Below are 26,389 nucleotides of genomic sequence, written 5' to 3'. Positions count from 1 at the left end.
GTTACACACGTTTCCTGGAATTGCTTTAGGAGCCGCCGATGATCACGCTTTACGACTACGAACTGTCGGGCAATTGCTACAAGCTGCGGCTGCTGATGAGTTTTCTCGGCATCGACTACAAGACCGTGCCGGTCGACTTCTACCCCGGCCGCGAACACAAGTCGGAATGGTTCCTGAAACTCAATCCGCTTGGCCAGCTGCCGGTCATCGAGGATGAAGAGCTGATCTTGCGCGATGCCCAAGCGATCCTTGTCTATCTCGCCTCGAAATACGATCCGTCGGGCACCTGGTATCCGCGGGACAATCCCGCTCTGCTGGGCGAGATCAGCCAGTGGCTGGCCTTTGCAGACGGTATCACTTCGACGGCGTCGGCCGCCCGCCTGCACGATGCGCTGTTTTATGACTTCGATATCGACGCCGCGCGTGCCGGCGCGCATCGCCTTTTCCGTATCCTCGACGAGCATCTGTGGTTCGGCGAACAGCAGGGCCGCAACTGGATCTGTTCGGCCAGTCACCCGACCATCGCCGACATCGCCTGTTTTCCTTACATCATCCTGTCGGAGGAAGGCGGTGTTCCGCGCCAGGACTATCCGGCTATTCGGCGCTGGTGCGACCGTGTCAAGCGCATCAAGGGCTTCACCGTCATGTCGGGTGTGTTTCCCGCCGGCCCCGGCAAGATCGCCGCATAGTCTGATCATAAGCGCCGCGTTCTGGCCCGGCAAAATAGAGATTTGGGAGAGAAAAAGAATGAAAACCCGCGCCGCTGTCGCTGTCGCCGCCGGAAAGCCGCTGGAGATCATGGAGGTCGACCTCGAGGGCCCGCGCGAGGGCGAAGTGCTGGTCGAGATCAAGGCGACAGGCATTTGCCACACCGACGAATTCACACTGTCGGGCGCCGATCCGGAAGGTCTGTTTCCGGCCATCCTCGGCCATGAAGGCGCCGGCGTGGTGGTCGATGTCGGCAAGGGTGTCACCTCGCTCAAGAAGGGCGACCACGTCATCCCGCTCTATACGCCCGAATGCCGCCAGTGCCCGTCCTGCCTGTCGAGAAAGACGAACCTCTGCACGGCGATCCGCGCCACGCAGGGCCAGGGCCTGATGCCCGATGGTTCGTCGCGCTTCTCGATCGGCAAGGACAAGATCTTTCACTATATGGGCTGCTCGACCTTCTCCAACTTCACCGTGCTGCCCGAGATCGCACTGGCCAAGGTCAACCCCGACGCGCCCTTCGACAAGATCTGCTACATCGGCTGCGGCGTCACCACCGGCATCGGTGCCGTGATCAACACCGCCAAGGTCGAGATCGGCGCCACCGCGGTCGTCTTCGGCCTCGGCGGCATCGGCCTCAACGTCATCCAGGGCCTGAAACTTGCCGGCGCCGACATGATCATCGGCGTCGATTTGAACAACGACAAGAAGGAGTGGGGCGAGCGCTTCGGCATGACGCATTTCGTCAATCCGAAGGAGATCGACGGCGATGTCGTGCCCTACCTCGTCAACATGACCAAGCGTGGCGCCGACCAGATCGGCGGCGCCGACTACACATTCGACTGCACGGGCAGCACCAAGGTGATGCGTCAGGCGCTGGAAGCCTCGCATCGCGGCTGGGGCAAGTCGGTGGTCATCGGCGTTGCCGGCGCCGGCCAGGAGATCTCGACCAGGCCGTTCCAGCTGGTCACCGGCCGCACCTGGATGGGCACCGCCTTCGGCGGCGCGCGCGGCCGCACCGATGTGCCGAAGATCGTCGACTGGTACATGGACGGCAAGATCCAAATCGACCCTATGATCACCCACACGCTCAAGCTCGAGGACATCAACAAGGGTTTCGATCTCATGCATGCCGGGGAGAGCATTCGCAGCGTCGTGGTTTACTGACCGGCTCACACGACACGCCCGCGTCGAAGGCTCTGTGTTCCCAAAATACCGTGCCTCCCCGACATCGGGCGTTAGGCCGGCGGCGCGACTGACATTCCGGATGTCCGCGCCGCCGGTCGGTTCGACCCCACCTGATCCGCCCGGGTTGCCGCGATCATGGTCGATGCCGTAGACACCGGCCCATTGGCGTTTGAAATCCGTGGAGAGGGAATATGCCGGAACCCATGAAGACCATCTCCCAGGCAAAATCCCATGGCGGAGTGCAGGGCATCTATTCGCACCTGTCGACGAGTTGCTGCTGCGACATGACATTTGCCGTTTTCGTGCCTCCACAGGCCCGGGAAACGCCTTGCCCCGTGGTGTGGTATTTGTCGGGACTGACCTGCACCCATCAAAATGTCATGGACAAAGGCGAATACAGGCGCATGGCCGCCGAACTTGGCCTGATCGTCGTCTGTCCAGACACCAGTCCGCGCGGCGCCGACATCCCTGATGACAAGGACAATTGGCAGTTTGGCGGCGGCGCCGGCTTTTATCTTGATGCAACGCAGGAGCCTTATGCGAAGAACTACCGGATGTATTCCTACCTCGTCGAGGAACTATCCACGCTGATCGCCGCTAATTTTCCGGCAGACATGTCGCGCCAAGCCATAACGGGCCATTCGATGGGCGGACACGGCGCGCTGACGATTGCTTTGAAAAACCCGCAGCGGTTCAGGAGTTGCTCGGCATTTGCGCCGATCGTGCAGCCAAGCGCTGCCGGCTGGTCAAGGCCGGCTTTCGAAAAATATCTCGGCACGGATGAGGCCTCGTGGCGGGCCTACGACGCTACTTCGCTTGTTGAAGACGGGCGCCGCTTCCCGGAATTTCTCGTCGATCAGGGAACATCGGACGGGTTCCTGAATGACGGGCTGAGACCCTGGCTTTTGGAGGCGGCCTGCGCCAAAGCCGGCATTCCGCTGACGTTGCGCATGCAAGACGGATACGACCATTCGTATTTCTTCATTTCGACATTCATGGACGACCATTTGAGATGGCATGCGGAACGGCTTGCATAGGTCGAGGTCCGAGCGATGCAATCGGATTAATCCTCGTCCAAGCGAGGAACGCGTTACTCTTTCTCGTCTCTACCGGGGCGAGGAACACGATGGCGCCGCATTGAAATTATTGAACAATTTCAACCGGAAGCGCTACCAACGCGTATAAATTTTTAGCCATTTCAATGGTTTAACTGGATTTTGGTAGCGGGAGAGGGACTTGAACCCCCGACCCCAGGATTATGATTCCCGTGCTCTAACCAACTGAGCTACCCCGCCAGGGCGGCGAAAGACCCGAAATCCGCCTCAAATCGAAAGGCATGTCGGGGGCGTTCGCCAAGGTCGCGCGGATATAAGGTTGGGAGGGCGAGCCTGTCAAGCTTCGAAGCAACCGGCTTGCCGGCTTATCGTCATTATCGAAAAGCTTTGCCGCGGCGACATTTGGTTGTCGCCGCCGGGGTTGAGTTCGAAGGGGCACGTCGCTATGTCTCGGCCACGAGTTTTTAGAGTTTGAAACAGATGAAGCCGCGCATAGCAGTCCTCGGTTGCGGATACTGGGGCAGCAACCACATCCGCACTCTCAAGGCGCTCGGCGCGCTGCACGCGGTCTCCGATACCAACCGGGCCCGCGCGGAAGGCTTTGCCAGCGAGCAGGACTGCCTGGCGATCGAGCCGGACCAGCTGTTCGTCCGCGACGATATCGACGCCATCGTCATGGCGCTGCCGCCGCAATTCCATGCCGACCTTGCGGTACGTGCCGTCGAGAACGGCAAGGACGTGCTGGTGGAAAAGCCGATCGCGCTGACGGTGGCGGATGCCGAGCGTGCGGTGCAGGCGGCCAAGGATAATGGCCGCGTCTTCATGGTCGGCCATGTCCTGCGGTTCCACCCCGCCTTCGAGACGCTGAAGGGGCTGATCGACAAGGGCGAACTCGGGGAGGTCCGCTATATCCACTCTCACCGGCTCGGCCTCGGCAAGTTCCACACAGAGAACGACGCGCTGTGGGACCTGGCGCCGCACGATCTGTCGATGATCCTGGCGATCACCGGCACAGAGCCGATCGAGGTGCGCGGCGAGGGGGCCGCCCTGCTCGACAATCTCAGCGACTTCGCGCATCTGCACATGCGCTTCCCCAACGGCCTGCGCAGCCATCTCTTCACCTCGCGTCTCAATCCCTATCGCGAGCGGCGGCTGACCGTGGTCGGCACCAAGGCAATGGCGGTGTTCGACGACGTCGAGCCATGGGAACGCAAGCTGGCCGTCTACCGCCACGCGGTGTGGCAGGACAGCGGCCAATGGGCCTTCACCACCAATGAGCCGTCCTATGTCGCGGTTGCCCAGGGCATGCCGCTGACGCGCGAGCTGGAGCATTTCATCCAGTGCATCGAGACGCGTGCCGAACCGCGTACCAGCGGCGAGGAAGCGATCCGGGTGCTGCGCATCCTGACCGCCGGCACGGTCACCCACACCAAGTCGAATTCCTGAAGCGCGGATTATTCGGCAGGAAACTTATTCCGCGGGAATCTGGGCCGGCCGGGCGGCAAGCCGGGTCAGCATGGCCTCGGCCTCGGCGCCACGCTCCGAACGCTCGATGAAGCCGCCGCCGAACACGCGGGCCTCGTTGCCGTCATCGGAGTAGAGCACGCAGGCCTGGCCCGGCGCGATGCCGGACTCGCCGTCTACCAGCTCCACCCATGTGGCACCGGCACGATGATGCAGCACGGCCGGGCGCGGCGGCCGCGTCGAGCGGACCTTGGCGAACAGTTCCAGGCCGCCGGCAGGGACGTCTGTGAGCGGTCCGTCGCCCAGCCAGTTCATATTGCGTAGATAGATCTTGTGCGTCTCCAGCGCCTCGCGCGGGCCAACCACGACGCGAGCCCGGTCGGCATCGAGATGGACGACGTAAAGCGGCTCGCCGGAAGCGATGCCGATGCCACGGCGCTGGCCGATCGTGTAGCGCAGGATGCCCTCATGGCGGCCGAGCACGCGACCGTCGATGTGGACGATGTCGCCCGGATTGGCCGCAGTTGGCTTCAGCTTGGCGATGATGTCGGAATACTTGCCCTGCGGCACGAAGCAGATGTCCTGGCTGTCCTGCTTGGCGGCAACCGCCAGCCCCATCTCCTCGGCGATGGCGCGAACCTGAGGCTTCGACAGGCCGCCGAGGGGAAAGCGCAGATAATCGATCTGCGCCTGCGTGGTGGCGAACAGGAAATAGCTCTGGTCACGGTCGGCGTCGACCGGACGGTAGAGCGCGCGCTGGGCGCCATTGGCGCCGGAACGGATGTAGTGGCCGGTGGCCAGCGCGTCGGCGCCGAGCTCCTTGGCGGTGGCCAGGAGGTCGGCGAACTTCACCGTCTGGTTGCAGGAAACGCACGGGATCGGCGTCTCGCCGGCGACGTAGCTTTCGGCGAAGGGATCGATGACCGCCTTGCGGAAGCGTTCCTCGTAGTCGAGCACATAATGGGGGATGCCGAGCGTCTCGGAGACACGGCGGGCATCGTCGATGTCCTGCCCCGCGCAGCATGAGCCGGCCCGGTGCGTCGCCGCGCCGTGGTCGTAGAGCTGCAAGGTGACGCCGACGACGTCGTAGCCCTCGCGTTTCAGCAGGCCGGCGACGACCGATGAATCGACACCGCCGGACATGGCGACGACGATGCGGGTGTTTTCGGGACGTCCGGGAAGATCGAGACTGTTCATGATGCTTTCGTTCTGCGCGGCGCCTCAATGCCAATGTCGAGAATATAGGTCAAGCTTTACCGGCGCGCCAGCGTGCAGGGCGATTCACCGTTTGTGGCCGATCTTCGCCAATGGATGCATTTTCCCCCGGCAAATCAGGGTTTGCGGGCAGATGTTTCAAATGCCGGCGAAAAGACTAACGCGGCGTTCATGATCCTTACCTAGTCATTAGGGTCTGCTTAGGCAATTTTTAAAGCTGTGGCGGTAACGTGGCGGGGATTGGGTCTTTGAGTTTTTTGTAGAGAGTACGATGACCGATCTGGTTAGACCGAGAGTCAAATATGTTATCGGGCCTGACGGCAGCCCTCTTACGATTGCCGATCTGCCGCCGACCAATACACGTCGCTGGGTTATCCGGCGTAAGGCGGAAGTGGTTGCGGCCGTGCGCGGCGGGCTTTTGAGCCTGGACGAGGCATGCCAACGCTACAAGCTCACCACCGAGGAATTCCTGTCCTGGCAGGCGTCGATCGACGAATACGGCCTTGCCGGGCTGCGCACGACACGCATCCAGCAATACCGGCACTGACCATTGCGAATTTAGATGAAGGGCGCGGCTAACCCCGCGCCCTTCTGTTTTTCACGGTCACCGTTCCGCTCAGAGCGACAGCACAACCTTGCCGATCGGCTTGGTGGCAAGGAAGGCGTGAGCGGCCCCAGCCTGGTCCAGTGGGAAGCTCTTCGCCACATGGACGGTGAGCTTGTGGGCATCGATCAACCGAGCCAGTTCCAGCAGGCCCTCCCTGTCGGGCACGACCGACATACGCTCGACCCGAATATCGCGCGCACTGGCCTGCGCCCTGGTGTCGTCGCTGACATCGAGCAATGACACCAGCACGCCGCCACGTTTGAGCACCTTCAGTGAGCGTTGGGCGTGGTCGCCGCCCATTGGATCCAGCACCAGATCGATGTCGCGAACATGTTCGGTGAAATCGCCCTTGGTGTAGTCGATGACCTCGTCGGCGCCGAGGTTGCGGACGAAATCGAGCTTGCCCGGGCTGGCCGTGGCGACGACGTAGGCGCCGCGCGCCTTGGCGATCTGCACCGCCAGATGACCGACGCCGCCGGCTCCCGCATGCACCAATACGCGCTGCCCCGATTTCAGCCCGCCGTGGCGAACAAGCCCTTGCCAGGCGGTGAGGCCGGCCAGCGGCAAGGCGCCTGCCTCGAGGTGGCCCGCGCCCTTCGGCTTCAGTGTGATTTGATCGGCAGGTACGGCAACCAACTCGGCATAGGCGGCGGCCTGCTTGGGAAAGCGCGGCATCCCGAACACCTCGTCGCCGATCTTGAAGCCGGTGACGCCGGCGCCGAGTGCTTCGACAGTTCCCGAGATATCCCAACCCAGGATGAAGGGCGGCTCGCCGAGCAAGGGGTAGTAGCCGGCACGGACGGCGCCATCGACCGGATTGATGCCCGCGGCCTTGACACCGACCAGCACTTCGCCGGCCTCTGGCGTGGGATCGGGCTGATCGGCGATGACAAGGACGTCGGGTCCGCCGACGGAATTCTGGATAGCGGCACGCATTGAGATATCTCCTGCTCGGTTGATGCCACTATCATTTGGATAGTAATAGTCCCTTGTCCAGTATGTACCTTTCTGATACATACGCACCTCATGGATAGTGAAGATGATTGCGGTTTCGGCTATGACGCGTTCCGGCGAACGTGTCCTTCGCACACGGTGCTGGAGATGCTGGCCAGCAAATGGGTCTATCTGGTGGTTTGCGCGCTGCGCAAAGGCCGGCTGCGCAATGGCGAGCTTGCCCGGAAGCTTGACGGCATCACGCCGAAGATGCTGACCCAGACGCTGCGCGTGCTCGAGCGCGACGGATTGGTACGGCGCGAGATCTTTCCGGTCATTCCGCCGCGCGTCGAATATGAATTGACCGAGCTCGGTCAGAACCTGGCGGGACTGCTTACCCAGATCAGGTCATGGGCGGAGCAGCATGCGCCGGATATCAAGGATGCCCGTGCAAGGGCAATTGCCGAGAATGAAGGGGATTGGGCCGCGTAGGGCGGTTTTCATTCTTCTGGGCGTATTCCGCCGGGCCGCAAGCCGCGACAATGCGCCAGTCCGATGGCGAGCGTTGACGTCGCCAAGGGCAGGGTTTTAGCCGATCATGGCGCTGCGGCCACCGACTTCGGCTTCGCGGATCTTCGTGTCGCGCGATTCCAGCATTTCCGCTTTGGAAAGCTCCGCTTCAGCTTCGCCGAGTAATGATTCGGCGGCGCTTCGCTGCTGGGCGAGGTCGCTTTGGGAATTCCTGAGATTGTCGCGGCGCAGGCGAGCCGCCTTGGCGAAGGTCGGATAGGCGAAATGGTTGATGTCGGTGATGCCGGCCTTCTTTTCCTCGGCGGTAATCTGAAGCTCCAGCTCGACGGCCATGCGTTCGAACTCGGCGATCATCATGTCGAGCTGCAGCAGCTGCCGCCGCTTCTCATTCACCTGAAACTGTTTCAGCCGAACGAGGTTTTCACGTGACTTCATGATTCGGTACTCCCGGAAACGCACACCCGCACTTATCGTCCAAACCACCTGGAAACGCCCAGGCCGCACCCGTGTCCACCGGCTTTCCCCCAACTATGGGAAACAAAACCCTAAAGTTTTTTGCCGGCGGTAACCATTCGTTTACGGGCATTGTTAATCATACGGGTCAGGACTTAAGGCCGGGTAAAAATTCCGGCCCCCGATGCGGAAGCGACGTCGATGAGTCCCTGGAGTCGCTTAGTCCAGGTTGTTAATGTGTTGCATTAGGAATTTGGTTCTGAGATTCGTTATTAGATTCAAGAGGGTGTAGAAAGAGGTTAAAAAATCTGGTACCGTCATGGACGGGAAATTAGGATTTGTTAACCATTCAATGGCAGCCTCTGCACAAGGCAACCACTGCTCCGGGTCCGGACGGGTCGTGAAATGGTCCGGCAGCAGAAAAGGGGAATAAAATGCGTGTTCTGCTGATAGAAGATGACAGTGCAACCGCACAAAGCATCGAACTGATGCTGAAATCGGAAAGTTTCAACGTCTACACGACCGATCTCGGTGAAGAGGGCGTCGATCTAGGCAAGCTCTACGACTACGATATCATTCTTCTCGACCTCAACCTGCCTGACATGTCAGGCTACGAGGTCTTGAGAACGCTTCGCCTTTCCAAGGTCAAAACACCTATTCTCATCCTCTCCGGCATGGCCGGCATCGAGGACAAGGTGCGCGGCCTCGGCTTCGGCGCAGACGACTACATGACCAAGCCATTCCACAAGGACGAGCTGGTTGCCCGCATTCATGCCATCGTGCGGCGTTCCAAGGGCCACGCCCAGTCGGTCATCACCACCGGCGACCTGGTGGTCAACCTCGATGCCAAGACAGTCGAAGTGGGCGGCCAGCGCGTGCACCTGACCGGCAAGGAATACCAGATGCTGGAGTTGCTCTCGCTACGCAAGGGCACCACGTTGACCAAGGAAATGTTCCTCAACCACCTCTATGGCGGCATGGACGAGCCTGAGCTGAAAATCATCGACGTCTTCATCTGCAAGCTGCGCAAAAAGCTCGACGCGGCATCGGGCGGTCAGAACTACATCGAAACGGTCTGGGGTCGCGGCTATGTGCTGCGCGAACCGGAAGACATTCGCGTCAGCGCCTGAGCGACGAATCGTTCGAATCTTTTCAATAAAAAACCCGGCTTCGGCCGGGTTTTTGCATGATGGGCTGGTAACGGTCTGCTTTTGGGCTTCCGAGCAGAAGACCGTCACGCACTTTTTCTGGAGTTGCTCAAGGATGCCGAATCAGGTGCGCTCTTCAAGGTGCGAAAGCGCTCGAGCAGCTGCGGGCGGTTGAACGGCTTCAAGAGATAGCCCTGGGCGCCGGCTCGCTTGGCCCGCATGATCGAAGCAATATCGAGCTCGACCAGGGAAATCAGGATCTGCGGCCTTATCGGGCTCTCCATGGCGCGGACGCGACGGATGAGATCGACCGCCGGTACGTCGGGCAAGGCGCCATCGACGACGATGATGTCGGGCATGTCGGTGGCGCACATCTCCAGCGCGTCAAGTCCGCTGGCGGCCTCGATGACAATCATTTCGGAGCCGCCCAGGATACGTTTTGCAACCTTCCTGATAACGCTTGAATCGTCGACGAACATGCAGCGTTTCATTTCCGGGTCCTCTTTGCCTTCTGGCGGTCCGGTAGCGTCGGGGGCATCCAGGACGCACCATAGGCCAATCTGGTAAAGAAGCCGAAAAGGCGTTAGGTAAAATTTTTACAAAGATGGGCAGGTGCCTGCTTTTATTCACGAATGCTTTGGCACCGCCTGAACGACCAGACGCATCTCAAGTCGATGAGCTGGAATTACAGCGTTAAATGAAAAAATACTTCGCTTTATCGGCTGCGCATCAGGCCGCCGAAAGCACGATTTCTTCCGGCGTCGCGTGGATCGATATCGTCATGCCGGCTTCGCGCGCCAGAAGCAGCGTGTAATAGGGCTGCACGGAATGCGCGTCGATCGGCTCCTCCGGCTTGTGGCCGGAATGCAGTTCGAGGAATTTCGGCGGCACCCGCAGCATCGGGCCAGCCGACGTAAGCGCGAAACGCGGTTCGGTCTCAAGGTTTTCCAGCGTCACGGAAAGCTTGCCGCCGCGCGGAATGGCGGCATTGGCGACGAGGATCAGGTTGAGCAGCAGCTTGACCTTGTTCTTGGGCAGCAACGCGCGGGGCCCGTTCCAGGTCAGTTCCGGCTTTTCGTTCTTGAGGAAGGCGATGGCGACCGCTTCGGCATCGCCGGTATCGATCAACATGCCGGCCGAACCGGCGGCACCGAAGGCGATGCGGGCGAACTGAAGGCGGGCCGAAGCGTTGCGGGCGCTCTGGCGGATCAGCTTCATGGCGTCCTCATCGGCGCCGCCTTCATCAAGCAATTCGAGCCCGTTGTTGATCGCGCCGACCGGCGAGATGATATCGTGGCAGACCCGGCTGCACAAAAGCGCTGCCAGATCGGGTGCGGAAAGGGTGAACAGATCGGCCATCGGCGAAAAATCCCTGCAAAATCTCACAACTCATGGCCGGGCGATCGATCGTCGCCTGCCACACGAATCACGCACTCTCTCCTCAGGCTTTCTGAATACACAGCGCCCGTGCGTGCAGCAACAAATCCAAATTGTGGTTGTGGCAAATGGCGTGTGCACGCAGGCTGCCGACCCCAATTGAGCGACCCCAAACAGCCTTCGAACCGCCATGTTCATGTGGGAGCTTAATGGTTGAAAAAGGATTACGGCATAATTTGCCCCTAACAGTTACCCTTAACGGCCGGCTAAAAGAGCCGTACGGGGTGCGAGGCGTCGGCGAAGGTGCTCCCTGACGGAGATTGGAAGCATGTTTTCCCGATACTACGACCGGAGCTTTCTCCGTGTCTTCTCAATGGCGGTCACGCTCCTGGGCGTTCTCGTCTTCTCGACTTCAGCCCTGCGGGCCCAGGAATACACCGCTCAGGAGATTGTCGATTCCGGTCACAAATTTTTTGGCGCCACATCGGGCGGACTCGCCACGGTGATCGAGAAGATTTTTGCCTCCTACGGCCTGCCCAACGGCTATCTGCTGGGCGAAGAGGGCTCCGGTGCGCTGATCGGTGGCCTGACCTATGGCGAAGGCACGCTCTACACCAAGAATGCCGGCGACCACAAAGTGTTCTGGCAAGGCCCGTCGCTCGGCTGGGATTTCGGCGGCGAGGGGTCGCGGGTGATGATGCTGGTCTACAATCTCGATGATGTGGGCAGCCTCTACAACCGCTATGGCGGCGTTGCCGGTTCAGCCTATGTGGTGGCGGGCGTCGGCTTCAACGTACTGAAGAACAACAATGTTCTCCTGGTGCCGATCCGCACCGGCGTCGGTGCTCGGCTCGGCGTCAATCTCGGCTATCTGAAGCTTACCGAGCGGGCCACCTGGAATCCGTTCTAGGCTGAAGTCCTTGGCTGTCGTTGTCCAAAACCGGGACCGCTTTTGGGTCGACATGCATTAAACTCGTACCGTTGCGGCAAACCCTTGCCGCAACGCTGGATTTCCGCCATGTCAACGTGGCACAGTCAAAGCGATCTATGCGCTTTTGATGCTTGCCGGCCACAACGGGTAGTCACTTGGTCCAGTCGGTCCTGTTCTTCGTCCTCGGCTTTCTCTGCGCTGGCTTTCTGGCGCTCATGGTGGCTCCGGCCATATGGCGTCGTGCGGTCGCGCTTACACGCAAACGCATCGAATCCTCGATCCCTCTGACGCAGACCGAGATCCAGGCGGACAAGGATCGCATCCGCGCCGAATACGCCATGACGACGCGCCGCCTGGAAATCAGCGTCAAGGCGTTGCGTGAGAAGGCGGCCGAACAACTGGTCGAGATCAATCGCGGTCGCGAGGCGATGAAGGGCCTGGCGGTCGAGCGGACGGACAAGAACCAGGCGCTGACCGAGCTGGGCGCGAAGAACGAAGCGCTGCGTCAGCGAGAGGGCGAGTTGCAGCAGCTTTCGGAGCGTCTGAAGGAAACCGAACGCAAGCTGGAAAAGCGCGCCCTTGAGCTGGAAAAGCTGGAGCGCATGTATGACGACGCCAGTTTTTCCTCGAGCAGCCGGCAGATCGAGCTCGTGGCGCGAGAGTCCGAAATGCAGAAACTCGCCAGCGACATTGCGATGCTGCGCGGCCAGCGCAAGGAAGCCGACAGGCGCGGCCAGGAAATCGCGGCCGAAAGCAAGGCCGCGCGGGACGCCCTGAAAGCCGAGAAGAAAAAGACCGCCGAGCTCGACAAGAAGGTCGAACGGCTGCTGGCCACACTTGCCGATCGAGAAGACAAACTCGACCGCCGCGAAAAGGAACTGGCACGCATGCGCGAAAAATCGAAATCCGAGGACAGTGCGCCAGCCTTGCGGCTGGTCGGCAAGGGCGGCGATGTCGCGAGGAGCGATGATTTCGACAAGGCAATCGCCAAGCTCGACAGCGACCGTGAGCAGCTCGAGGCGAGGCTGACGGCGCTGGCGCGCGAGAACAAACGGCTGAAGGCGGATCTCACCGCACTGGCCGCCTCCAAGGCCACTGACAGCAGCTCCGCCTTGCGCGAGCAGATGAACGAGCTGGCGGCGGAGGTCGTCCATCTGACGGCCAAGCTCGAGGGGCCTGGTTCGCCGATCGCCATGGCATTGGCGGTACCGTCGGACGCACGCTCCGGCAACGGTGACCGCAGTCTTGCCGACCGCGTGCGCGCGCTGCAGAAGGCTGACGCGACAAGCTGAGATCAGGTCTCCTTAGAGCATTTCACCGTTTCACGGAAACGGCGAAATGCCCTAACTCTTTGCTTTGACGCAATTCTGGACGGAAACCGCTTCACACTTTTCCTAGAATTGCTCTAGCCGCAAAATGATGCAGCGCGATGGCTGAAGCCGCGGCGACATTCAGGCTGTCGAAGCCTTCCGCCATGGTGATCCGCACGTCGTGCAGGCTTGCGAGCAGGTCGTCCGGCAAGCCTTCGCCCTCGGTGCCGAGATAGAGCGCCAGGCGCTCACTGCGCTGCGCATCGCGGATGTCGGTCTTCCCGCGTGGCGAGAGCGCGAATTGTTCGAAGCCACGTCGGGCGAGCGTCGTTGTGAAGCCGGCGGTGTCGGTGAACGATGCGAACGGGATCTTGAGCGCGGCGCCGACCGAAACGCGGATCGCCTTGCGATAGAGCGGGTCGCAGCACGTCGCATCCAGCAAAACCGCGTCAGCGCCAAAGGCGGCGGCGTTGCGGAAGATCGAGCCCACATTGTCATGGTTGGCGATGCCGACGAGCACCACGACCAGCGCACGAGGCGGCAAGCCATCGAGCAGGGCTTCGGCCGGCTGCGGCGCTCCCTTGCGGCCCATGGCCAGGATGCCGCGATGCATGTGAAATCCGGCGATTGCGTCCATCACAGCGCTGGTGGCCACATAGACCGGGAGGTCGGCGGGCGCCTTGCTCAGGATCTTGTCGAGACCCGCCAGCCGGTTTTCCAGGACGAGGGCCGATTCGGCGGCAAAGCGTCCAGTTGTGAGCAGCAGGTCGAGCACCACCTTGCCTTCGGCGACGAAGCGGCCTTGCCGGCCGGCGAGGTCACGCTCGCGAATGTCGAGATAGGCAGCGACGCGCGGATCTTGCGGGTCGTCGATGCGAATGGGATCCATGCATTCCTCGCGACCGTCGCATCGGCCCCGAAAATCCGGACCGCTTCCCGGCGCTCACCTTGATTGGAAAGCACGATGCGACAATTCGGGACAATCAGCCAGCTTTTGCGCCCCAAATGGGCGCATGTCGCTCTGAATCGCCGGCGAGATCGGCGGCTGTGTGGTCAGGTTCCAGCACGGCGCAAGCGGTGCGCCATCTGGGACAGGTCATCCTTGCCGCTGCCGAAAATGCCGTCCAGCATGACAAGCAGTTCTCGCACGGCGTCGGATTTGCAGGAGTAGTAAATCATCTGGCGGTCGCGGCGGGTGTCGACAAGGTCGAGCGCCCGCAACTTGGCGAGATGCTGGGACAGGGCGGATTGGCTGAGCATCACCTTCTCGGCTATGGCTCCCACCGACATTTCACCTTCGGCAAGGTAGCTCATGATCAACAGTCGCTTCTCATTGCCCATCAGCATGAGAAACTCTGCCGCCGATTCGGCGTTCACGATTAGCTTTGTCGAGACCATCGATCCCCCATGCTTCCTGTTCATCCCGACGCCATGGGGGCAATGGCGTCTGATTCCATAAATTCACTTATCGATCGGCGCTGGCGATTCAGCGTCACTAAAAGGTAGAGCATTTCACCTAAATCTCAAGTGTTGCTTTTGATCCAGCATAATTAAGTCTCAGTCCCGGCGTCGACAATGGCTCGGCCCGCCCTCGCCATATCGACCAGAACGTGCCGCAATTCACCTGCTGCGCCCAGAGGTTGCGGGTAAAAGACCCGGCAAGCATCGTCGCCCGACACCAGATCCATGCCATCGGCATCGAATCCGGCAATACGCCAGCCGTTGCCGGATACTTTGGCGAAATGCTGTGCGTAAACGGCGATCGCGTCGAGATGGTCGGCGTTCATGTGGTCGATGGCCGATTGTTCGCGCGCCGCGAGTTCCTCGACGACCGGTCCGCTGGCGAGCAGATCCGATCGGTCGAGCTGATAGGCCTTGCCGAAGCCGCCGTTGAGGCTGGCGCGTTGCGGATCGAGGCGAAAGATCGAAAAGTCACCGAGACCGGCGTAAAGTTTCGCCCTGGCATTGTGATTGAGGTAACGGCGCTCGGTGCGGGCGTGTTCGGCCGATCCGCGCTCGATCCGTGCCGCCTGGCAGACCAGTGTCAGGCGCGGGTGCGCCAGCGGGTCGCCCCTGCCTGGTTCGCCGAGCAACAGGGAACAGCGCGGGTCGGCAAGCAGCGCGCCGGTGTGCGCCGAAAGCATCGACACCAGGATCAGCGGTGCGCCATCGATGTCGGTGGCCACGCCAACCCTGCTGGCCAGCGGCGAGCCGGTTTGCGGTTCGATCACCGCCAGGGCGCCAAAGCGGGCGCTGCGCAGAAGCGTCTTCGCCAGCCGGATCGCTTCGGCGTCCGTCTCACGGATCACGTCCTTCTTCGGCTCGTCCAAGGCAGCACCGCAGTAAGTTGATCTTTGTTCTCTAGTTATCGGTCAGCAAGCCGGATTTGACAAGGTCGTCGATCTCGGCTTTCGCAAAGCCGAAACGTGCCAGCATTGTCGACGGCAACAGATCCTCATCGCCGGGCATAGTGGCCAATGTCGGTTGCGAACTCGAGAAACGCGGGGCCGGGGCCGGGCGCTCAAATGCACCTGCCGTCACAGAGGCATTGCGTGCCCGATTGTGCGGGTGGTGCTTTGCCTCTTGCAGCGACAGAACGGGTGCAACGCAGGCATCGGTTTGCGCGAACAACCGGTCCCAGTCGTCGCGTGGTTTCTGCCGGATCCGATCGGCAATGGCGGCGCGCATCGGCGGCCACAGGGCCTTGTCGTACTGGCCGGATGCAAAGCGCTCGTCGAGCGGCAGCAGCCTGGCGAATTCGGCGAAGAATTGCGGCTCGAGACAGCCGATGGCGATATGGCGTCCGTCCGACGTCTCATAGGTGTCGTAGAACGGGGCGCCGGAATCGAGCAGGCTCGCGCCACGCTTATCGCTCCACAAGCCGGCCGCCATCAAGGCGTGCAGGGGCACCGCCAGCATCGAGGCGCCATCGACCATCGCGGCGTCGATGACTTCACCCTTGCCCGTGCGCGAACGTTGGAAAAGGGCGGCCAGCACGCCGGCAACCAGCATCATGGCGCCACCGCCATAGTCTGCAACGAGGTTGAGCGGCGGGACGGGACGGCCGCCGGCATGGCCGATGGCGTGCAGCACGCCGCTATAGGCGAGGTAGGTTATGTCATGGCCGGCGCGGCCGGCGAGCGGGCCGTCCTGGCCGAAGCCGGTCATACGGCCGTAAATCAGCGCCGGGTTACGCGCCAGCACCGTTTCCGGGCCGAGGCCGAGCCGCTCCATGACGCCCGGACGAAAGCCTTCGAGCAACATGTCCGCCTTTTCGGCAAGGCGCAGCAACAGATCGGTGCCTTCACGGCGCTTCAGGTCGAGGCGCAGGACGGCGCGGCCATGGCGGTCGATGTTATACTCATCCGGCAGCGGCAGGAGCTGGCTCGTCCCCGCCCGTTCGATGCGCAACAGTTGCGCGCCCATCTCCGACAGCATCAGGCCGGCCAGCGGCACGGCGCCGAGCCCGGCCATCTCGATCACCTTCAGCCCGGTCAGCGGCCCGGTTTTAGCGGCAGCGGACAGGCCGGCGCTCATGACCGTCTATTTCGGCGCCATGCGAATGGCGCCGTCGAGGCGAATGGTCTCGCCGTTCAGCATCTGGTTCTCGATGATGTGCAGGGCGAGAGCGGCATATTCGGACGGTTCGCCCAGGCGCGACGGGAAGGGCACGGCGGCGCCCAGTGAATCCTGCACCTCTTGCGGCATGCCGGCCATCATCGGCGTCTTGAAGATGCCGGGAGCGATGGTGCAGACGCGGATGCCGGAACGGGCAAGGTCGCGCGCCACCGGCAGCGTCATGCCGACGACGCCGCCCTTGGACGCCGCATAGGCGGCCTGGCCGATCTGGCCATCATAGGCGGCAACCGAAGCGGTGTTGACAATGACGCCGCGCTCGCCGCCCGGCAGCGGCTCGAGCTTTGACGCGCGTTCGGCGACGAGGCGGATCATGTTGAACGTGCCGATCAGATTGACCTCGATCACCTTGCGGTACTGATCAAGCGGATGGGGACCATCCTTGCCGATCGTCTTCACGCCGATGGCGATGCCGGCGCAATTGATCAGGATACGCGGCTCGCCAAGCTTGGCGGCGACGTCGGCGAGGGCAGCAGTCCCACCGTCGGCGCTGCTGACGTCGCATTGGACGGCAATACCGCCGATCTCGGCCGCGACCTTGACCGCGCGGTCAATACCGACATCGAAGATGGCGACGCGGGCTCCCTTGGTGGCCAGCGCGCGCGCCGTTGCCTCGCCAAGGCCGGAGCCGCCGCCGGTGACGATCGCGATCTGGCCGTTCGGGTTCATGACGTCATCCTTTGATCTCAGGAACAGTGGACGGATCAGGCGCCAGATCGATGGGAAAGGTCAAGCCATCGCCGCGGTAGGATCGGTCACCCTGGCCTGATCGGCGTGGCAGACCTCGCCCAAGAGCCTGGCGACCGCGCCCGGCGCGATCTCGTGCGACAGCAGCCGGTCGAGGTCGACGGGGCGCGGCATCGAAATCTGGCCGCGCGGAATCCGCTTGAAACCGAGCGGCCCGTAATAGGGCTCGTCACCGACCAGCATGACGGCAGGTGCGCCGGCCCGGGCAGCGGCCTCCAGCGCGATCGCCACCAGCCGGCGGCCGATGCCGAGATTCTTGAAGGCCGGCCGCACGGCGAGCGGCCCGAGCATCAATGCGCGGCCGGCACCGGCGGCGATGCGGGTCATGCGCACCGAGGCGACGACGATGTCGCCATTGACGGCGACAAAGGACAGCGAGCGCTCGTGCCCTCCGGCCTCACGAATCTTGTAGGCGGCCAGCACAAAGCGGCCGGGCCCGAAGGCTTCGTCGTTGATGGCTTCGATCTCGGGGTCGTGCGCCGGGGTTTCCGGCAGGTATTTCACGTCGGCAAGGCTCATGGTCTTTGCGGTCCGGTACAAGGAGGAAAGGTTGCTGCAAACGGCAGCATTCGCCAGTCAGCGCTTCATCAAGCGCGGGCGCCCTTTCGTCGTCGGTCAAACCGGATCAAAGCAAAGTCGAACATGCGGATTGTCCGCTAGCATCAATTTCCCGCCGCTGCAATCGGCCGTTTCTGTCCGTCATTTCTGCCAAGTGACGGTCTGTTCAGCACCTGACGTCTTCGACAGGGCAGCCTTGCGCCTACATCAACCAACAGGACGCAAGGAGATTCGCATGGGATTGCTGGTCGAAGGAAGATGGCAGGACCGCTGGTACGATACGGCGGACAATGGTGGCAGGTTCGTGCGGGCGCAGTCGCAATGGCGCGACTGGATCACCGTTGACGGGGCGCCTGCCGAAGGCCGGACGCGCGGTTTCAAGGCCGAGCCCGGCCGCTATCACCTCTATGTCTCGCTTGCCTGTCCGTGGGCCCACCGGACGTTGATCTTTCGCGCGCTGAAGAAGCTGGAGGGCATCATATCGGTGTCCGTGGTGCATCATTTCATGGGCGCCAACGGCTGGACGTTCGTAGCTGAGGACGGCGCCACGGGCGACACGCTCTACGGCCTCGACTTCCTGCACCAGATCTATGCCAAGGCCGATCCCGCCTATTCGGGCAGGGTGACTGTGCCGGTGCTGTGGGACAAAAAGGAGCAGACCATCGTCTCCAACGAGTCTTCCGAAATCATCCGCATGCTGAATTCAGCCTTCGATGAATGGGGCGACGCCAGCTTCGATTTCTATCCGAAGGCGTTGCGCGGCGAGATCGACCGCATCAATGCGCTGGTCTATCCCGCCATCAACAACGGCGTCTATCGCGCCGGCTTCGCCACCACGCAACGCGCCTATGAAGAGGCTTTCGGCGAGCTGTTTTCGGCGCTGGATACGTTGGAGGAGCGGCTGGCAAAACAGCGCTATCTCGTCGGTGGTCGTATCACCGAGGCCGACTGGCGGCTGTTCACCACGCTGGTGCGCTTCGATCCGGTTTATGTCGGCCATTTCAAATGCAATCTGCGCCGCATCGCCGACTACCCGAACCTGTCCAACTATCTGCGCGATCTCTATCAGGTCCCTGGCGTGGCCGGGACGGTGAACATGCATCACATCAAGGCTCATTATTACGGCAGCCACCAGACGATCAATCCGACGCGGATCGTGCCTGTCGGACCGGATCTCGATTATGCCGCACGGCATGACCGGGCGCGCTTCGAGAAAGCGGCGGCCTGATCTACCAGTAGGGCGAGGGCTGCTCGCCGTCAAAAACCTCGGCGATCCGGCGCAGCGTCGCCGGCGTCGTGCCCTGCGGCAAGCGGTCGAGCGGGAAGAAGCCGGCTTCGGCGATCTCGTGGTCCGGCAGCTTCGGCGCCGTCTGGCTGAAATGCTCGAGCAGATAAAAGCCGACATGGTCGCGGTGGCTGGAGCGGCGGTTGAAATGCATCGATTTGAGCACCGGCGGGGCGGTCAGAGCGATGTTGCCTTCCTCGGCCAGTTCACGGGCCAGCGCCTCGTTCATCGTCTCGCCGACTTCGACGCCGCCGCCGGGAAGCTGCCAGCCCGGTACATAAGTATGGCGAATAAGGAAGACGGATCTGGACGCTGTGTCGTGGATCAGGCCGCGCACGCCAAGCGTCATCGGCCTCCGCAGCACGAAATAGAGATGGAACAGCCTGGCCCTCAACCCTGGCCAGCCGGTCTGGCGGAAGGCATCTTCAGGGCTCGTCATTGATAGCGAAACCGTGGGTGGAAAGCCGCGCGCGGGTCGCCTATGAAGGTTGTATGTTCAGGCTCGCGCATATTTCCGATGTCCATCTGGGGCCGCTCCCCGATGTATCCTATCGCGATCTCGCCTCCAAGCGCGTGCTCGGCTATGTCAACTGGCAGCGCAACCGCCGCCGCCATATGCATGATGCGGTCATTGACACGATCGTCGCCGACATCAAGGCGAACACGCCTGATCACCTCGCCGTCACCGGCGACCTGGTCAATCTGGCGCTCGACGGCGAGATCGAGATGGCCAGGCACTGGCTGGAGACGCTGGGGCCGCCGCATGATGTTTCGGTCGTTCCGGGCAATCACGACGCCTATGTGCCGGGCGCCTTCGACAAGGTCTGCCGGTCCTGGGCGGCGTGGATGAGCGGCGACGGCGTCAACACGCCGGTCGACCGCAACGCCTTCCCCTATCTGCGTGTACGCGGCAATGTCGCGCTGATCGGCGTCTCGACGGCGCGCGCCACGGCACCCTTCATGGCCAATGGGTTTTTCATGGAAGGCCAGGGGGATAGGCTCGGCAAAATCCTCCAGGACACTGCCGGACAGGGGCTGTTCCGCGTCATCATGATCCATCATCCGCCGGTGCGCGGCGCGGTCCCGCAGCACAAGCGGCTGTTCGGCATCGCCCGCTTCAACAAGATCATTCGCCGCCATGGCGCCGACCTTGTGCTGCACGGCCATTCGCATCTGCCGTCGCTGTTCTTCATCGGCGGTCGAGGCGTCAGGATCCCGGCGGTCGGTGTCGCTGCCGCCGGCCAGGCGCCGGGTGGCAAGCACCCGGCGGCGCAGTATAATCTGTTCGACATCGACGGTGAAAAGGGAAACTGGCGGATCCGGCTGACACGGCGCGGCCTGACCGGGCCGTCCATACCGCCATCCGATCTGCAGACGGTGGAGCTTGGCGCCGAGGCCGCTATGGCCGCAAATTGACAACCATGGCCACGATGCGGTCCCAGAACAGGGCGACCGACACCACAAGGCCGACCAGTGCGCCGGCAGCGACTAGGCCAAGCCCAGACAGAAGGGCCGACCAGCGTTTGCCGCGCTCCGTCGCGCGCAGCGGCGGTTCGGCTTCTGGCACATACGCACGTTTTAGGCCGGCGACGGCGGGTTCGACGCCGCCTTCCAGCATCCTCTGACGCTCGACGATGCGCTCGGCGACATAGCGCGTCACGGAATCGGCAACCGATTTCATCTCAGTGGATTCGGCAAGCACCACCCGGCCGATGCGGGTGTCCTTGAGGAAGCGATAGGTGCGGCGGTCGCGCCCCATGGCGACATGGCTGATGGCGTCGATCCACAGGCGCGGCTGCAAGCCCGACGAGACGACAAAGTCGAAATTGTCCATGTCGGCCGGAACATCGGCAAAAACCGGCGCCAGCTCGGCGGCAAGCAGATCGAGACGCATGCGATGCGCCTCGCGCATGTCGACGACGACATCGTCGCGGTCGGCGAAGGCATTTTTGACATCACGGATGGCATCGGACAGTTTCTTCGACTGGTCGATGGTCTTCTCGCCTGCTTCCTTCATCGGCGTCTGCCTCGTGGGTTTGGTTAACACTGGGTTAACACAGCCGCCGGCAAAATGCACTGGCGAGATCGACGGCGTCGGGATGCTCAGGAGGGTCGTCGTGCGCGAAAAGGTCAGCTTGCTGCTGCGGCGAATTTCTGGCGGTGCGGCCTGGCGCGGCGGCTGGTGTTGCGGCGAATGATCTCGGCAACGAGGTCGGGTGCTTCCTCGGCCAGCATATGGCCCGCCTCCAGCACGTGGTGCACGTGAAAATGCGCCGGCAGGTCATCCGCCTGGGTAAAGGGCAGCACCGCATCACTGGTTCCCCATGCCACCATTACCGGCATGTTCAGCCGATCGAGGCGATCGTGCGGGATGACGCCTTGCCGATCGTCCACGGTCATGGCGGCCGCGATCCCGACCAGCTTTTCGAGTTGGCCGGGTCGCCTGCGCATTTCCCAAAGGATGTCCACCGTATGTTCGAGCGGCAGGGCAGAAGGTCCCGACATCACGGAGAGGCAGGAGCGGATCTCGGACCGATCCGCGGCTTCGGCATAGCGGCGCAACAGCGGTCCATTGATTTCGGGGCCAAGGCCGCCCGGCGCCAGAAGCGTCAGCGAGGCTATCTTTTCGGGCTCGGCCAGCGCCATCAGCGCCGCCACGGCACCACCCATCGAGTGGCCCACGAGATGAACGCGCTTCAGCCGACGCTCCGAGAGGTCGGTCAGAACGGCCTTGGCCGCCACCCTGGCCGGACCGGCGGCGGGAAAGTCGAGCGACATCCCATGCCCAGGCAGATCATAGGCCAGCGTATGCGTGGAAGGCGTCAGGGCGGAAATCACCTCGCGCCATACATCGTGGCAGCCGCCGAAACCGTGCAGCAGGACGATGGCCTTCGAGCCAACACCCTCTTCGGCGGCAAAAAGTGATGCGGTCATGAAAGCTGATTTTTTGTTATTGCAGAATGCGCGACACCAATCGTGGCTGAATTGCTCCTAGTCCGACATGATGACCAGTAAAATTTTCGCGATTTGTACGGTTGTGTACAGAACTTGGGGATCAACCGGCATTCGGCGATCGGAGCGCAGTAAACCCATCGGGACACGGCGCAGCCAGTGCGCGGACGTCGATGATGTCAGCTCGGGCTGCCGAGCCCGGCAGCGCGCAGCGCCTGAACCAGCCGGTCGGTCAGGTCGGCCGGATATTTCCGCTCGACGAAAGTCGCCCGCGGATCGGCGGCAAATTTGGGGAACTCGGTGGTCAACTGTTTCAGCAGCGTGCTCACCAGATGGTCCTGTCCGGCAGCCTTGGCGCCGATCAGCCGTGCCGCCAGATAGTGTGATTTCGTTGCCGTCGTTCTCAGTGCCATGCTGGCCGCGACTGCCTTGTTCGTGTCGCCGAGCATGAGCTCACCGACGAACAGCCCATAGTCCCACCATGTCGGGTGTCCGCTGAAGGTCTCCGCCGCATGATCGAGGATCGGCGTTCCCTCGGCGTATCGTCCGGCGAAGATCAGCCCGTAGCCGTAAGCGGCGGCCATGCCGAGATCGTAGGGGTTGAGTTCATAGGCCTTGCGCATCCAGCGGATTGATTCGTCCGTATTGCCGAGGCGCGAACTGACATAGCCGTAGGCGCGATGCGCATAAGGGCTGGTCGGACCCATCTGCACGCCGCGATGGGCAAACTCGACGGCTGTTTCAATCGTCGCGTTGGGCGGATAGGCGTAATGATCGGACACCGCCTCGAGATGCAGGGAAGCAAGTTCCGAATAGACGAGCGAGGACTTGGTTCCACCATTGGCCAGCTTCTCGAGGCAACGATAGGCCGCCTCATGGGTCCTGGCGTTCTGGTCGAGGTAATATTTGCCGTTGAGCAGCAGGCACTGCGTCAGACCGTTTGGCGTGCCGGTCTGCTCGATATAGTTGTAGATGGTGCCGGAGGCGGGGAGTGCCGAGCTCAGCATGTCGGCAATACGGTCTTCGACCGCCGCAGGTGCGCTGTCGGCAGGGGTGAGATTGCGCGATAGAAGCACCCGTCCGGACGCCATGCTTTGCAGTTCTATCGTGATATCGCCCGCGTCCGGTCCGGGCAGGATGTCGAATATGAAGCTCGCAGCGTCGTCGGCTGGATCGTTGACGGTGTCGCGACCGATGAAGTCGATCGTATCGAAGCCACTCAGGCCGGCGCGCAGCGATGCGGCGACACGGCTGGCGTCGGGGCCGTCAGCCTTGAGTCCGATATAGACTTGCGGCAGGGCGTCAGCCCTTGCCGACGATGTGATGCTTGCGGTTGCGCCAGCGGTCTCCGGCGTTGCCGAGATGTCGCCGCCTGCCAGCAAGGCAGTGCTGCCCTGGCGAAGAATCAGTACGCCCAGCATGGCGATGACCAGCGCGATCGCCATCCAGAAAAAGCGGAGATGGCGCGCCACCGAGGGGGCAGGCGAAGTCGGTACGGAAGTCAGAGACATCGCCTCCGGCGTGCCCGTGCCGGCTTCGTTTGACCGATCGGCGGATGCGGCGCCGTCCAGCCTGAGTTCGGGAACAGCCTCGGCAATATCCGGCAGGCGGATCGCATTCGATTCATAGGCAGGAACATAGCCGCCGCGCGGAATGGCGATGCGGACCGGTTCGGCAATTCCCTCATTGGCGAAATAGTGCTGCAGAAGCTCGCGCAGCCTGCCTGCCTGCACCCGCACCACGGCATCGGTGGACGGGTCGAAATCGCCGTCCTTGCCGAAAACATCCATGGCAATGGAAAAGCCCTTGAGCCTGTCGGCTTCGCCGGCCTGTTCACGTTCGACAAGATAACGTAGCAGCTTGCGCGCGCGTTCGGATCGGCCGAACGTTTGGCTGGCAAGCAGTCGCTCCAGTGTCTCGCGCACTGCGGGGGCGGCAGGCGTGGCATGCTGCAAGTGTCGATCCTCTCGAAGTCGGCACAGGTTGAGGCGCGATCATATAGGTCCCGCACCACCACACAAGTATACACCCCATTATGCGATCACGTACCCACCGGATAATTCCGCGGTGGTTAACGGCCCGAAAGGTCGGAACCGATCACCAGATTGGGACGGTTCCGATCTTTGTTCCCGTTGGGCGTCAGCCGGCTTTTTTGCCGACGATACGGTTGGCGGCGGACATCACTGCTTCCAGCGAGGCAGCGACGATGTTGGTGTTGATGCCGGCGCCGAACAGCTTGCCGCCGGGATATTCCATCTCGACATAGGAAATGGCCGACGCGTTCGAGCCGCGCTGCATCGAGTGCTCGGAATAGTCGAGCACCGACATCTCGACACCGAGATGACGTGACAGCGCATCGACGAAGCCGTCGATCGGGCCGGTGCCTGTGCCCGATATCGTCAGTTCCTTGCCGTTGTCGAGGATGACCGCCTCGACGACGCGCCGGCCCTTGATCTCGGTGCTGGGATAGGTGTGGTGATCGAGGAATTTCAGCCGCGCGCCGGGCTGGTCGACATAGGTCTCGAGAAAGCGCTCGTAGATGCGCCTGGCCGGCACTTCCTTGCCCTCGGCATCGGTGATCGCCTGGATTTCCTGGCTGAACTCGATCTGCAGGTTGCGCGGCAAATTGAGGCCGTAATCGGCCTGCAGCACATAGGCGATGCCGCCCTTGCCGGACTGCGAATTGATGCGGATGATGGCTTCGTAGCTGCGTCCGACATCGGCCGGGTCGATCGGCAGATAGGGCACTTCCCACAGGCTCGTATTGGCCTTCTTCAGCGCCTTCATGCCCTTGTTGATGGCATCCTGGTGCGAACCGGAAAAGGCGGTGTAGACGAGTTCGCCGACATAGGGGTGGCGCTCGGGGATCTTCAACTGGTTCGAATATTCATAGACGTCCTTCATCCGGTTGATGTCGGAGCAGTCGATCAACGGATCGACACCTTGCGTGTACATGTTCAGCGCCAGCGTGACGATGTCGACATTGCCGGTGCGCTCGCCATTGCCGAACAGCGTGCCTTCGACACGGTCGGCGCCGGCCATCAGGCCGAGCTCGGTGGTGGCGATGCCGGTGCCGCGGTCATTGTGCGGATGCAGCGAGACCAGCAGGTTCTCCCGGTTGTCGAGGTTGCGGCACATCCACTCGATGCGATCGGCATAGATGTTGGGTGTCGACATCTCGACCGTCGAGGGCAGGTTGATGATCAGCTTGTTGTCAGCGGTCGGCCTGACGATCTCGGTGACGGCGTTGCAGATCTCCAGCGCCACTTCCAGCTCGGTGCCGGTAAAGCTTTCCGGCGAATACTCGAAACGAAAGCCTCCGCCGGCCTTGGCCGCCATGTCGGTGATCATCTTGGCCGCGTCGGTGGCGATCCGCTTGATGCCGCCGACGTCCTTCTCGAAGACGACGCGACGCTGCAATTCGCTGGTCGAATTGTAGAAATGGACGATCGGGTTGGTGGCGCCCTTCAGCGCCTCGAAGGTGCGGGTGATCAGCTCCGGCCGGCACTGCACCAGCACCTGCAGCGAGACATCGGCGGGTACGTTGCCCTCCTCGATGCACCAGCGGGCAAAGTCGAAATCGGTCTGGGAGGCCGACGGGAAGCCGATCTCGATCTCCTTGAAGCCCATGTCGAGCAGCAGGCCGAACATGCGTGCCTTGCGCTCATGGCCCATAGGATCGATCAGCGCCTGGTTTCCGTCGCGCAGGTCGACCGAGCACCAGATCGGCGCCTTGTCGATAACCTTCGAGGGCCAGGTGCGATCGGTGAGACCGACGGTCGGATAGGGCTGATATTTGCGAGCCGCGTCGGGCATGCCTTTGGCCGAATCCGTGTCGGCTACCGCGGCATCGGAGCGGATCTCTTCTCGTGGGTTCATCGTCGTTTCTCCCGGCGGCTCATGGATCCACCTTCAGGTGGATTGATGGCGAGCGGCGCCTTTACCAGAATTTCGTTCGCTTGATGTGATTGCCAAGGAGCATGCGCTTGCGCGGCGGTTCGACCGCCGGGCGCTCCTTCAGCGAACCCGGCGATCGCCGATAAGGCCGAGAAGAAGCAGGGTCGAAGCCAGCGCGCGCACGGTCTCGCCGGAAAAACCGGTCGGACGGGAAGCGTTGCTGGCGCGCGTGTTCATGGCGGTTCTCTTACAGGAGCGGCTTGTGGGAGGCAAGTGGGCCGCGGGCCGTGTCGTAAGGACATGAGTTGTCCGGATTAGGTAGCACGTGAGTTGTCCGGTTTTATCGCCAGCGAATGGAGGCTGGGGATGAAGCGGGCCGCAGGCCGTGCAGGAC

At 62.0% G+C, this 26,389-nt stretch carries 27 protein-coding genes and 1 tRNA gene; 11 read left to right on the top strand and 17 right to left on the bottom strand.

Annotation, left to right across the window (positions count from 1 at the left end; all coding sequences use genetic code 11):
• Nucleotides 1-38: 38 nt before the first annotated feature.
• From LB519_RS25870 to fghA, 3 genes are all read left to right on the top strand, one after another.
• A complete protein-coding gene (locus LB519_RS25870; RefSeq protein WP_063168879.1) occupies nucleotides 39-689 on the top strand; it encodes a glutathione S-transferase family protein in 651 nt (216 codons plus the stop codon).
• A 58-nt stretch (nucleotides 690-747) separates the two neighbouring features.
• Nucleotides 748-1,875 (top strand): S-(hydroxymethyl)glutathione dehydrogenase/class III alcohol dehydrogenase, encoded by a 1,128-nt coding sequence (locus LB519_RS25865; RefSeq protein ID WP_013529900.1) that lies wholly within the window; start codon nucleotides 748-750, stop codon nucleotides 1,873-1,875.
• Nucleotides 1,876-2,087: 212 nt separating this feature from the next.
• Complete coding sequence (fghA, locus tag LB519_RS25860; protein WP_224621513.1) at nucleotides 2,088-2,933, top strand: S-formylglutathione hydrolase; 846 nt, start codon at nucleotides 2,088-2,090, stop codon at nucleotides 2,931-2,933.
• Between the two features lie 181 nt (nucleotides 2,934-3,114).
• Here fghA and LB519_RS25855 read toward each other — a convergent pair.
• A tRNA-Met gene (locus LB519_RS25855) sits at nucleotides 3,115-3,191 on the bottom strand.
• Nucleotides 3,192-3,431: 240 nt separating this feature from the next.
• Here LB519_RS25855 and LB519_RS25850 point away from each other — a divergent pair.
• Entirely contained in the window at nucleotides 3,432-4,397 is a 966-nt protein-coding gene (locus LB519_RS25850) for a Gfo/Idh/MocA family protein (RefSeq protein ID WP_013529902.1), read from the top strand.
• Nucleotides 4,398-4,421: 24 nt separating this feature from the next.
• Here LB519_RS25850 and mnmA read toward each other — a convergent pair whose 3' ends face one another.
• Nucleotides 4,422-5,612, bottom strand: coding sequence for a tRNA 2-thiouridine(34) synthase MnmA (gene mnmA, locus LB519_RS25845; protein WP_013529903.1), 1,191 nt, complete (start codon nucleotides 5,610-5,612; stop codon nucleotides 4,422-4,424).
• A gap of 289 nt (nucleotides 5,613-5,901) precedes the next feature.
• Here mnmA and LB519_RS25840 point away from each other — a divergent pair, with 289 nt between their 5' ends.
• Nucleotides 5,902-6,177 carry a DUF1153 domain-containing protein gene (locus LB519_RS25840; protein ID WP_013529904.1) on the top strand — a complete coding sequence of 92 codons (276 nt, stop codon included), beginning with the start codon at nucleotides 5,902-5,904 and terminating at the stop codon, nucleotides 6,175-6,177.
• A gap of 69 nt (nucleotides 6,178-6,246) precedes the next feature.
• Here LB519_RS25840 and LB519_RS25835 read toward each other — a convergent pair whose 3' ends face one another.
• The gene (locus LB519_RS25835) at nucleotides 6,247-7,173 is read right to left on the bottom strand and encodes an NADP-dependent oxidoreductase (protein ID WP_224621512.1); all 927 of its coding nucleotides are present in this window, start codon (nucleotides 7,171-7,173) and stop codon (nucleotides 6,247-6,249) included.
• Between the two features lie 90 nt (nucleotides 7,174-7,263).
• Between LB519_RS25835 and LB519_RS25830 the strand changes: the two genes are divergently transcribed.
• Nucleotides 7,264-7,662: a winged helix-turn-helix transcriptional regulator gene (locus tag LB519_RS25830; RefSeq protein WP_013529906.1), complete on the top strand. Its 399-nt coding sequence runs from the start codon at nucleotides 7,264-7,266 to the stop codon at nucleotides 7,660-7,662.
• A gap of 96 nt (nucleotides 7,663-7,758) precedes the next feature.
• Here the strand turns inward: LB519_RS25830 and LB519_RS25825 are convergent, their stop codons facing one another.
• Nucleotides 7,759-8,136, bottom strand: a complete 378-nt coding sequence (locus LB519_RS25825; protein ID WP_013529907.1) for a flagellar export protein FliJ — start codon at nucleotides 8,134-8,136, stop codon at nucleotides 7,759-7,761.
• Between the two features lie 452 nt (nucleotides 8,137-8,588).
• Here LB519_RS25825 and ctrA point away from each other — a divergent pair, with 452 nt between their 5' ends.
• On the top strand, nucleotides 8,589-9,284 hold the full coding sequence (gene ctrA / locus LB519_RS25820) for a response regulator transcription factor CtrA (protein ID WP_006203583.1): 696 nt from the start codon (nucleotides 8,589-8,591) through the stop codon (nucleotides 9,282-9,284).
• A 104-nt stretch (nucleotides 9,285-9,388) separates the two neighbouring features.
• Here ctrA and LB519_RS25815 read toward each other — a convergent pair whose 3' ends face one another.
• A complete protein-coding gene (locus LB519_RS25815) occupies nucleotides 9,389-9,793 on the bottom strand; it encodes a PleD family two-component system response regulator (protein ID WP_224621511.1) in 405 nt (134 codons plus the stop codon).
• 238 nt (nucleotides 9,794-10,031) lie between these two features.
• Nucleotides 10,032-10,661 carry a histidine phosphotransferase ChpT gene (gene chpT / locus LB519_RS25810; RefSeq protein ID WP_027162205.1) on the bottom strand — a complete coding sequence of 210 codons (630 nt, stop codon included), beginning with the start codon at nucleotides 10,659-10,661 and terminating at the stop codon, nucleotides 10,032-10,034.
• A 391-nt stretch (nucleotides 10,662-11,052) separates the two neighbouring features.
• Here chpT and LB519_RS25805 point away from each other — a divergent pair, with 391 nt between their 5' ends.
• Nucleotides 11,053-11,589: a DUF1134 domain-containing protein gene (locus tag LB519_RS25805; protein WP_224621527.1), complete on the top strand. Its 537-nt coding sequence runs from the start codon at nucleotides 11,053-11,055 to the stop codon at nucleotides 11,587-11,589.
• Between the two features lie 176 nt (nucleotides 11,590-11,765).
• Nucleotides 11,766-12,902 (top strand): hypothetical protein, encoded by a 1,137-nt coding sequence (locus tag LB519_RS25800; RefSeq protein ID WP_224621510.1) that lies wholly within the window; start codon nucleotides 11,766-11,768, stop codon nucleotides 12,900-12,902.
• Between the two features lie 91 nt (nucleotides 12,903-12,993).
• Here LB519_RS25800 and LB519_RS25795 read toward each other — a convergent pair whose 3' ends face one another.
• From LB519_RS25795 to LB519_RS25770, 6 genes are all read right to left on the bottom strand, one after another.
• Nucleotides 12,994-13,809 (bottom strand): TrmH family RNA methyltransferase, encoded by an 816-nt coding sequence (locus LB519_RS25795; protein WP_224621509.1) that lies wholly within the window; start codon nucleotides 13,807-13,809, stop codon nucleotides 12,994-12,996.
• A gap of 164 nt (nucleotides 13,810-13,973) precedes the next feature.
• Nucleotides 13,974-14,318, bottom strand: coding sequence for an ArsR/SmtB family transcription factor (locus LB519_RS25790; protein WP_013529913.1), 345 nt, complete (start codon nucleotides 14,316-14,318; stop codon nucleotides 13,974-13,976).
• A 152-nt stretch (nucleotides 14,319-14,470) separates the two neighbouring features.
• The gene (locus LB519_RS25785; RefSeq protein WP_224621508.1) at nucleotides 14,471-15,250 is read right to left on the bottom strand and encodes a HugZ family protein; all 780 of its coding nucleotides are present in this window, start codon (nucleotides 15,248-15,250) and stop codon (nucleotides 14,471-14,473) included.
• A 31-nt stretch (nucleotides 15,251-15,281) separates the two neighbouring features.
• Nucleotides 15,282-16,457 carry a CaiB/BaiF CoA transferase family protein gene (locus tag LB519_RS25780; protein ID WP_224621507.1) on the bottom strand — a complete coding sequence of 392 codons (1,176 nt, stop codon included), beginning with the start codon at nucleotides 16,455-16,457 and terminating at the stop codon, nucleotides 15,282-15,284.
• 6 nt (nucleotides 16,458-16,463) lie between these two features.
• Nucleotides 16,464-17,225, bottom strand: coding sequence for a 3-hydroxyacyl-CoA dehydrogenase (locus LB519_RS25775; protein WP_224621506.1), 762 nt, complete (start codon nucleotides 17,223-17,225; stop codon nucleotides 16,464-16,466).
• A gap of 60 nt (nucleotides 17,226-17,285) precedes the next feature.
• Nucleotides 17,286-17,822, bottom strand: coding sequence for a GNAT family N-acetyltransferase (locus tag LB519_RS25770; protein ID WP_013529917.1), 537 nt, complete (start codon nucleotides 17,820-17,822; stop codon nucleotides 17,286-17,288).
• 274 nt (nucleotides 17,823-18,096) lie between these two features.
• On the opposite strand from LB519_RS25770, the gene LB519_RS25765 reads away from it, so the two are divergent.
• Nucleotides 18,097-19,089 carry a glutathione S-transferase family protein gene (locus LB519_RS25765; protein ID WP_013529918.1) on the top strand — a complete coding sequence of 331 codons (993 nt, stop codon included), beginning with the start codon at nucleotides 18,097-18,099 and terminating at the stop codon, nucleotides 19,087-19,089.
• 1 nt (nucleotide 19,090) lies between these two features.
• On the opposite strand, the gene LB519_RS25760 is transcribed toward LB519_RS25765, so the two are convergent.
• A complete protein-coding gene (locus LB519_RS25760; RefSeq protein ID WP_013529919.1) occupies nucleotides 19,091-19,585 on the bottom strand; it encodes an NUDIX domain-containing protein in 495 nt (164 codons plus the stop codon).
• 53 nt (nucleotides 19,586-19,638) lie between these two features.
• Between LB519_RS25760 and LB519_RS25755 the strand changes: the two genes are divergently transcribed.
• Nucleotides 19,639-20,562: a metallophosphoesterase family protein gene (locus LB519_RS25755; RefSeq protein WP_013529920.1), complete on the top strand. Its 924-nt coding sequence runs from the start codon at nucleotides 19,639-19,641 to the stop codon at nucleotides 20,560-20,562.
• On the opposite strand, the gene LB519_RS25750 is transcribed toward LB519_RS25755, so the two are convergent.
• From LB519_RS25750 to leuA, 4 genes are all read right to left on the bottom strand, one after another.
• Nucleotides 20,546-21,163, bottom strand: a complete 618-nt coding sequence (locus LB519_RS25750) for a hypothetical protein (RefSeq protein WP_224621505.1) — start codon at nucleotides 21,161-21,163, stop codon at nucleotides 20,546-20,548. The genes LB519_RS25755 and LB519_RS25750 overlap by 17 nt on opposite strands.
• 113 nt (nucleotides 21,164-21,276) lie before the next feature.
• Nucleotides 21,277-22,080 carry an alpha/beta fold hydrolase gene (locus LB519_RS25745; RefSeq protein ID WP_027162195.1) on the bottom strand — a complete coding sequence of 268 codons (804 nt, stop codon included), beginning with the start codon at nucleotides 22,078-22,080 and terminating at the stop codon, nucleotides 21,277-21,279.
• A gap of 197 nt (nucleotides 22,081-22,277) precedes the next feature.
• Nucleotides 22,278-24,053 (bottom strand): tetratricopeptide repeat protein, encoded by a 1,776-nt coding sequence (locus LB519_RS25740; RefSeq protein WP_027162194.1) that lies wholly within the window; start codon nucleotides 24,051-24,053, stop codon nucleotides 22,278-22,280.
• Nucleotides 24,054-24,237: 184 nt separating this feature from the next.
• Complete coding sequence (gene leuA, locus LB519_RS25735; RefSeq protein WP_224621504.1) at nucleotides 24,238-25,977, bottom strand: 2-isopropylmalate synthase; 1,740 nt, start codon at nucleotides 25,975-25,977, stop codon at nucleotides 24,238-24,240.
• Nucleotides 25,978-26,389: the final 412 nt, after the last annotated feature.

The organism is Mesorhizobium sp. AD1-1 (assembly GCF_020164655.1).
GTDB lineage: Bacteria > Pseudomonadota > Alphaproteobacteria > Rhizobiales > Rhizobiaceae > Mesorhizobium > Mesorhizobium ciceri.
This window is presented reverse-complemented; position numbering and strand designations above follow the sequence as displayed.

Coding starts and splice junctions, on each gene's coding strand:
- LB519_RS25790 (WP_013529913.1), bottom strand. CDS start 14,318: ATGGTCTCGACAAAGCTAATCGTGAACGCCGAATCGGCGGCAGAGTTT.
- LB519_RS25760 (WP_013529919.1), bottom strand. CDS start 19,585: ATGACGAGCCCTGAAGATGCCTTCCGCCAGACCGGCTGGCCAGGGTTG.
- LB519_RS25750 (WP_224621505.1), bottom strand. CDS start 21,163: ATGAAGGAAGCAGGCGAGAAGACCATCGACCAGTCGAAGAAACTGTCC.
- LB519_RS25825 (WP_013529907.1), bottom strand. CDS start 8,136: ATGAAGTCACGTGAAAACCTCGTTCGGCTGAAACAGTTTCAGGTGAAT.
- LB519_RS25745 (WP_027162195.1), bottom strand. CDS start 22,080: ATGACCGCATCACTTTTTGCCGCCGAAGAGGGTGTTGGCTCGAAGGCC.
- LB519_RS25840 (WP_013529904.1), top strand. CDS start 5,902: ATGACCGATCTGGTTAGACCGAGAGTCAAATATGTTATCGGGCCTGAC.
- LB519_RS25870 (WP_063168879.1), top strand. CDS start 39: ATGATCACGCTTTACGACTACGAACTGTCGGGCAATTGCTACAAGCTG.
- fghA (WP_224621513.1), top strand. CDS start 2,088: ATGCCGGAACCCATGAAGACCATCTCCCAGGCAAAATCCCATGGCGGA.
- ctrA (WP_006203583.1), top strand. CDS start 8,589: ATGCGTGTTCTGCTGATAGAAGATGACAGTGCAACCGCACAAAGCATC.
- mnmA (WP_013529903.1), bottom strand. CDS start 5,612: ATGAACAGTCTCGATCTTCCCGGACGTCCCGAAAACACCCGCATCGTC.
- LB519_RS25830 (WP_013529906.1), top strand. CDS start 7,264: ATGGATAGTGAAGATGATTGCGGTTTCGGCTATGACGCGTTCCGGCGA.
- LB519_RS25805 (WP_224621527.1), top strand. CDS start 11,053: ATGGCGGTCACGCTCCTGGGCGTTCTCGTCTTCTCGACTTCAGCCCTG.
- LB519_RS25795 (WP_224621509.1), bottom strand. CDS start 13,809: ATGGATCCCATTCGCATCGACGACCCGCAAGATCCGCGCGTCGCTGCC.
- leuA (WP_224621504.1), bottom strand. CDS start 25,977: ATGAACCCACGAGAAGAGATCCGCTCCGATGCCGCGGTAGCCGACACG.
- LB519_RS25775 (WP_224621506.1), bottom strand. CDS start 17,225: ATGAACCCGAACGGCCAGATCGCGATCGTCACCGGCGGCGGCTCCGGC.
- LB519_RS25770 (WP_013529917.1), bottom strand. CDS start 17,822: ATGAGCCTTGCCGACGTGAAATACCTGCCGGAAACCCCGGCGCACGAC.
- LB519_RS25755 (WP_013529920.1), top strand. CDS start 19,639: ATGTTCAGGCTCGCGCATATTTCCGATGTCCATCTGGGGCCGCTCCCC.
- chpT (WP_027162205.1), bottom strand. CDS start 10,661: ATGGCCGATCTGTTCACCCTTTCCGCACCCGATCTGGCAGCGCTTTTG.
- LB519_RS25780 (WP_224621507.1), bottom strand. CDS start 16,457: ATGAGCGCCGGCCTGTCCGCTGCCGCTAAAACCGGGCCGCTGACCGGG.
- LB519_RS25850 (WP_013529902.1), top strand. CDS start 3,432: ATGAAGCCGCGCATAGCAGTCCTCGGTTGCGGATACTGGGGCAGCAAC.
- LB519_RS25815 (WP_224621511.1), bottom strand. CDS start 9,793: ATGAAACGCTGCATGTTCGTCGACGATTCAAGCGTTATCAGGAAGGTT.
- LB519_RS25865 (WP_013529900.1), top strand. CDS start 748: ATGAAAACCCGCGCCGCTGTCGCTGTCGCCGCCGGAAAGCCGCTGGAG.
- LB519_RS25765 (WP_013529918.1), top strand. CDS start 18,097: ATGGGATTGCTGGTCGAAGGAAGATGGCAGGACCGCTGGTACGATACG.
- LB519_RS25835 (WP_224621512.1), bottom strand. CDS start 7,173: ATGCGTGCCGCTATCCAGAATTCCGTCGGCGGACCCGACGTCCTTGTC.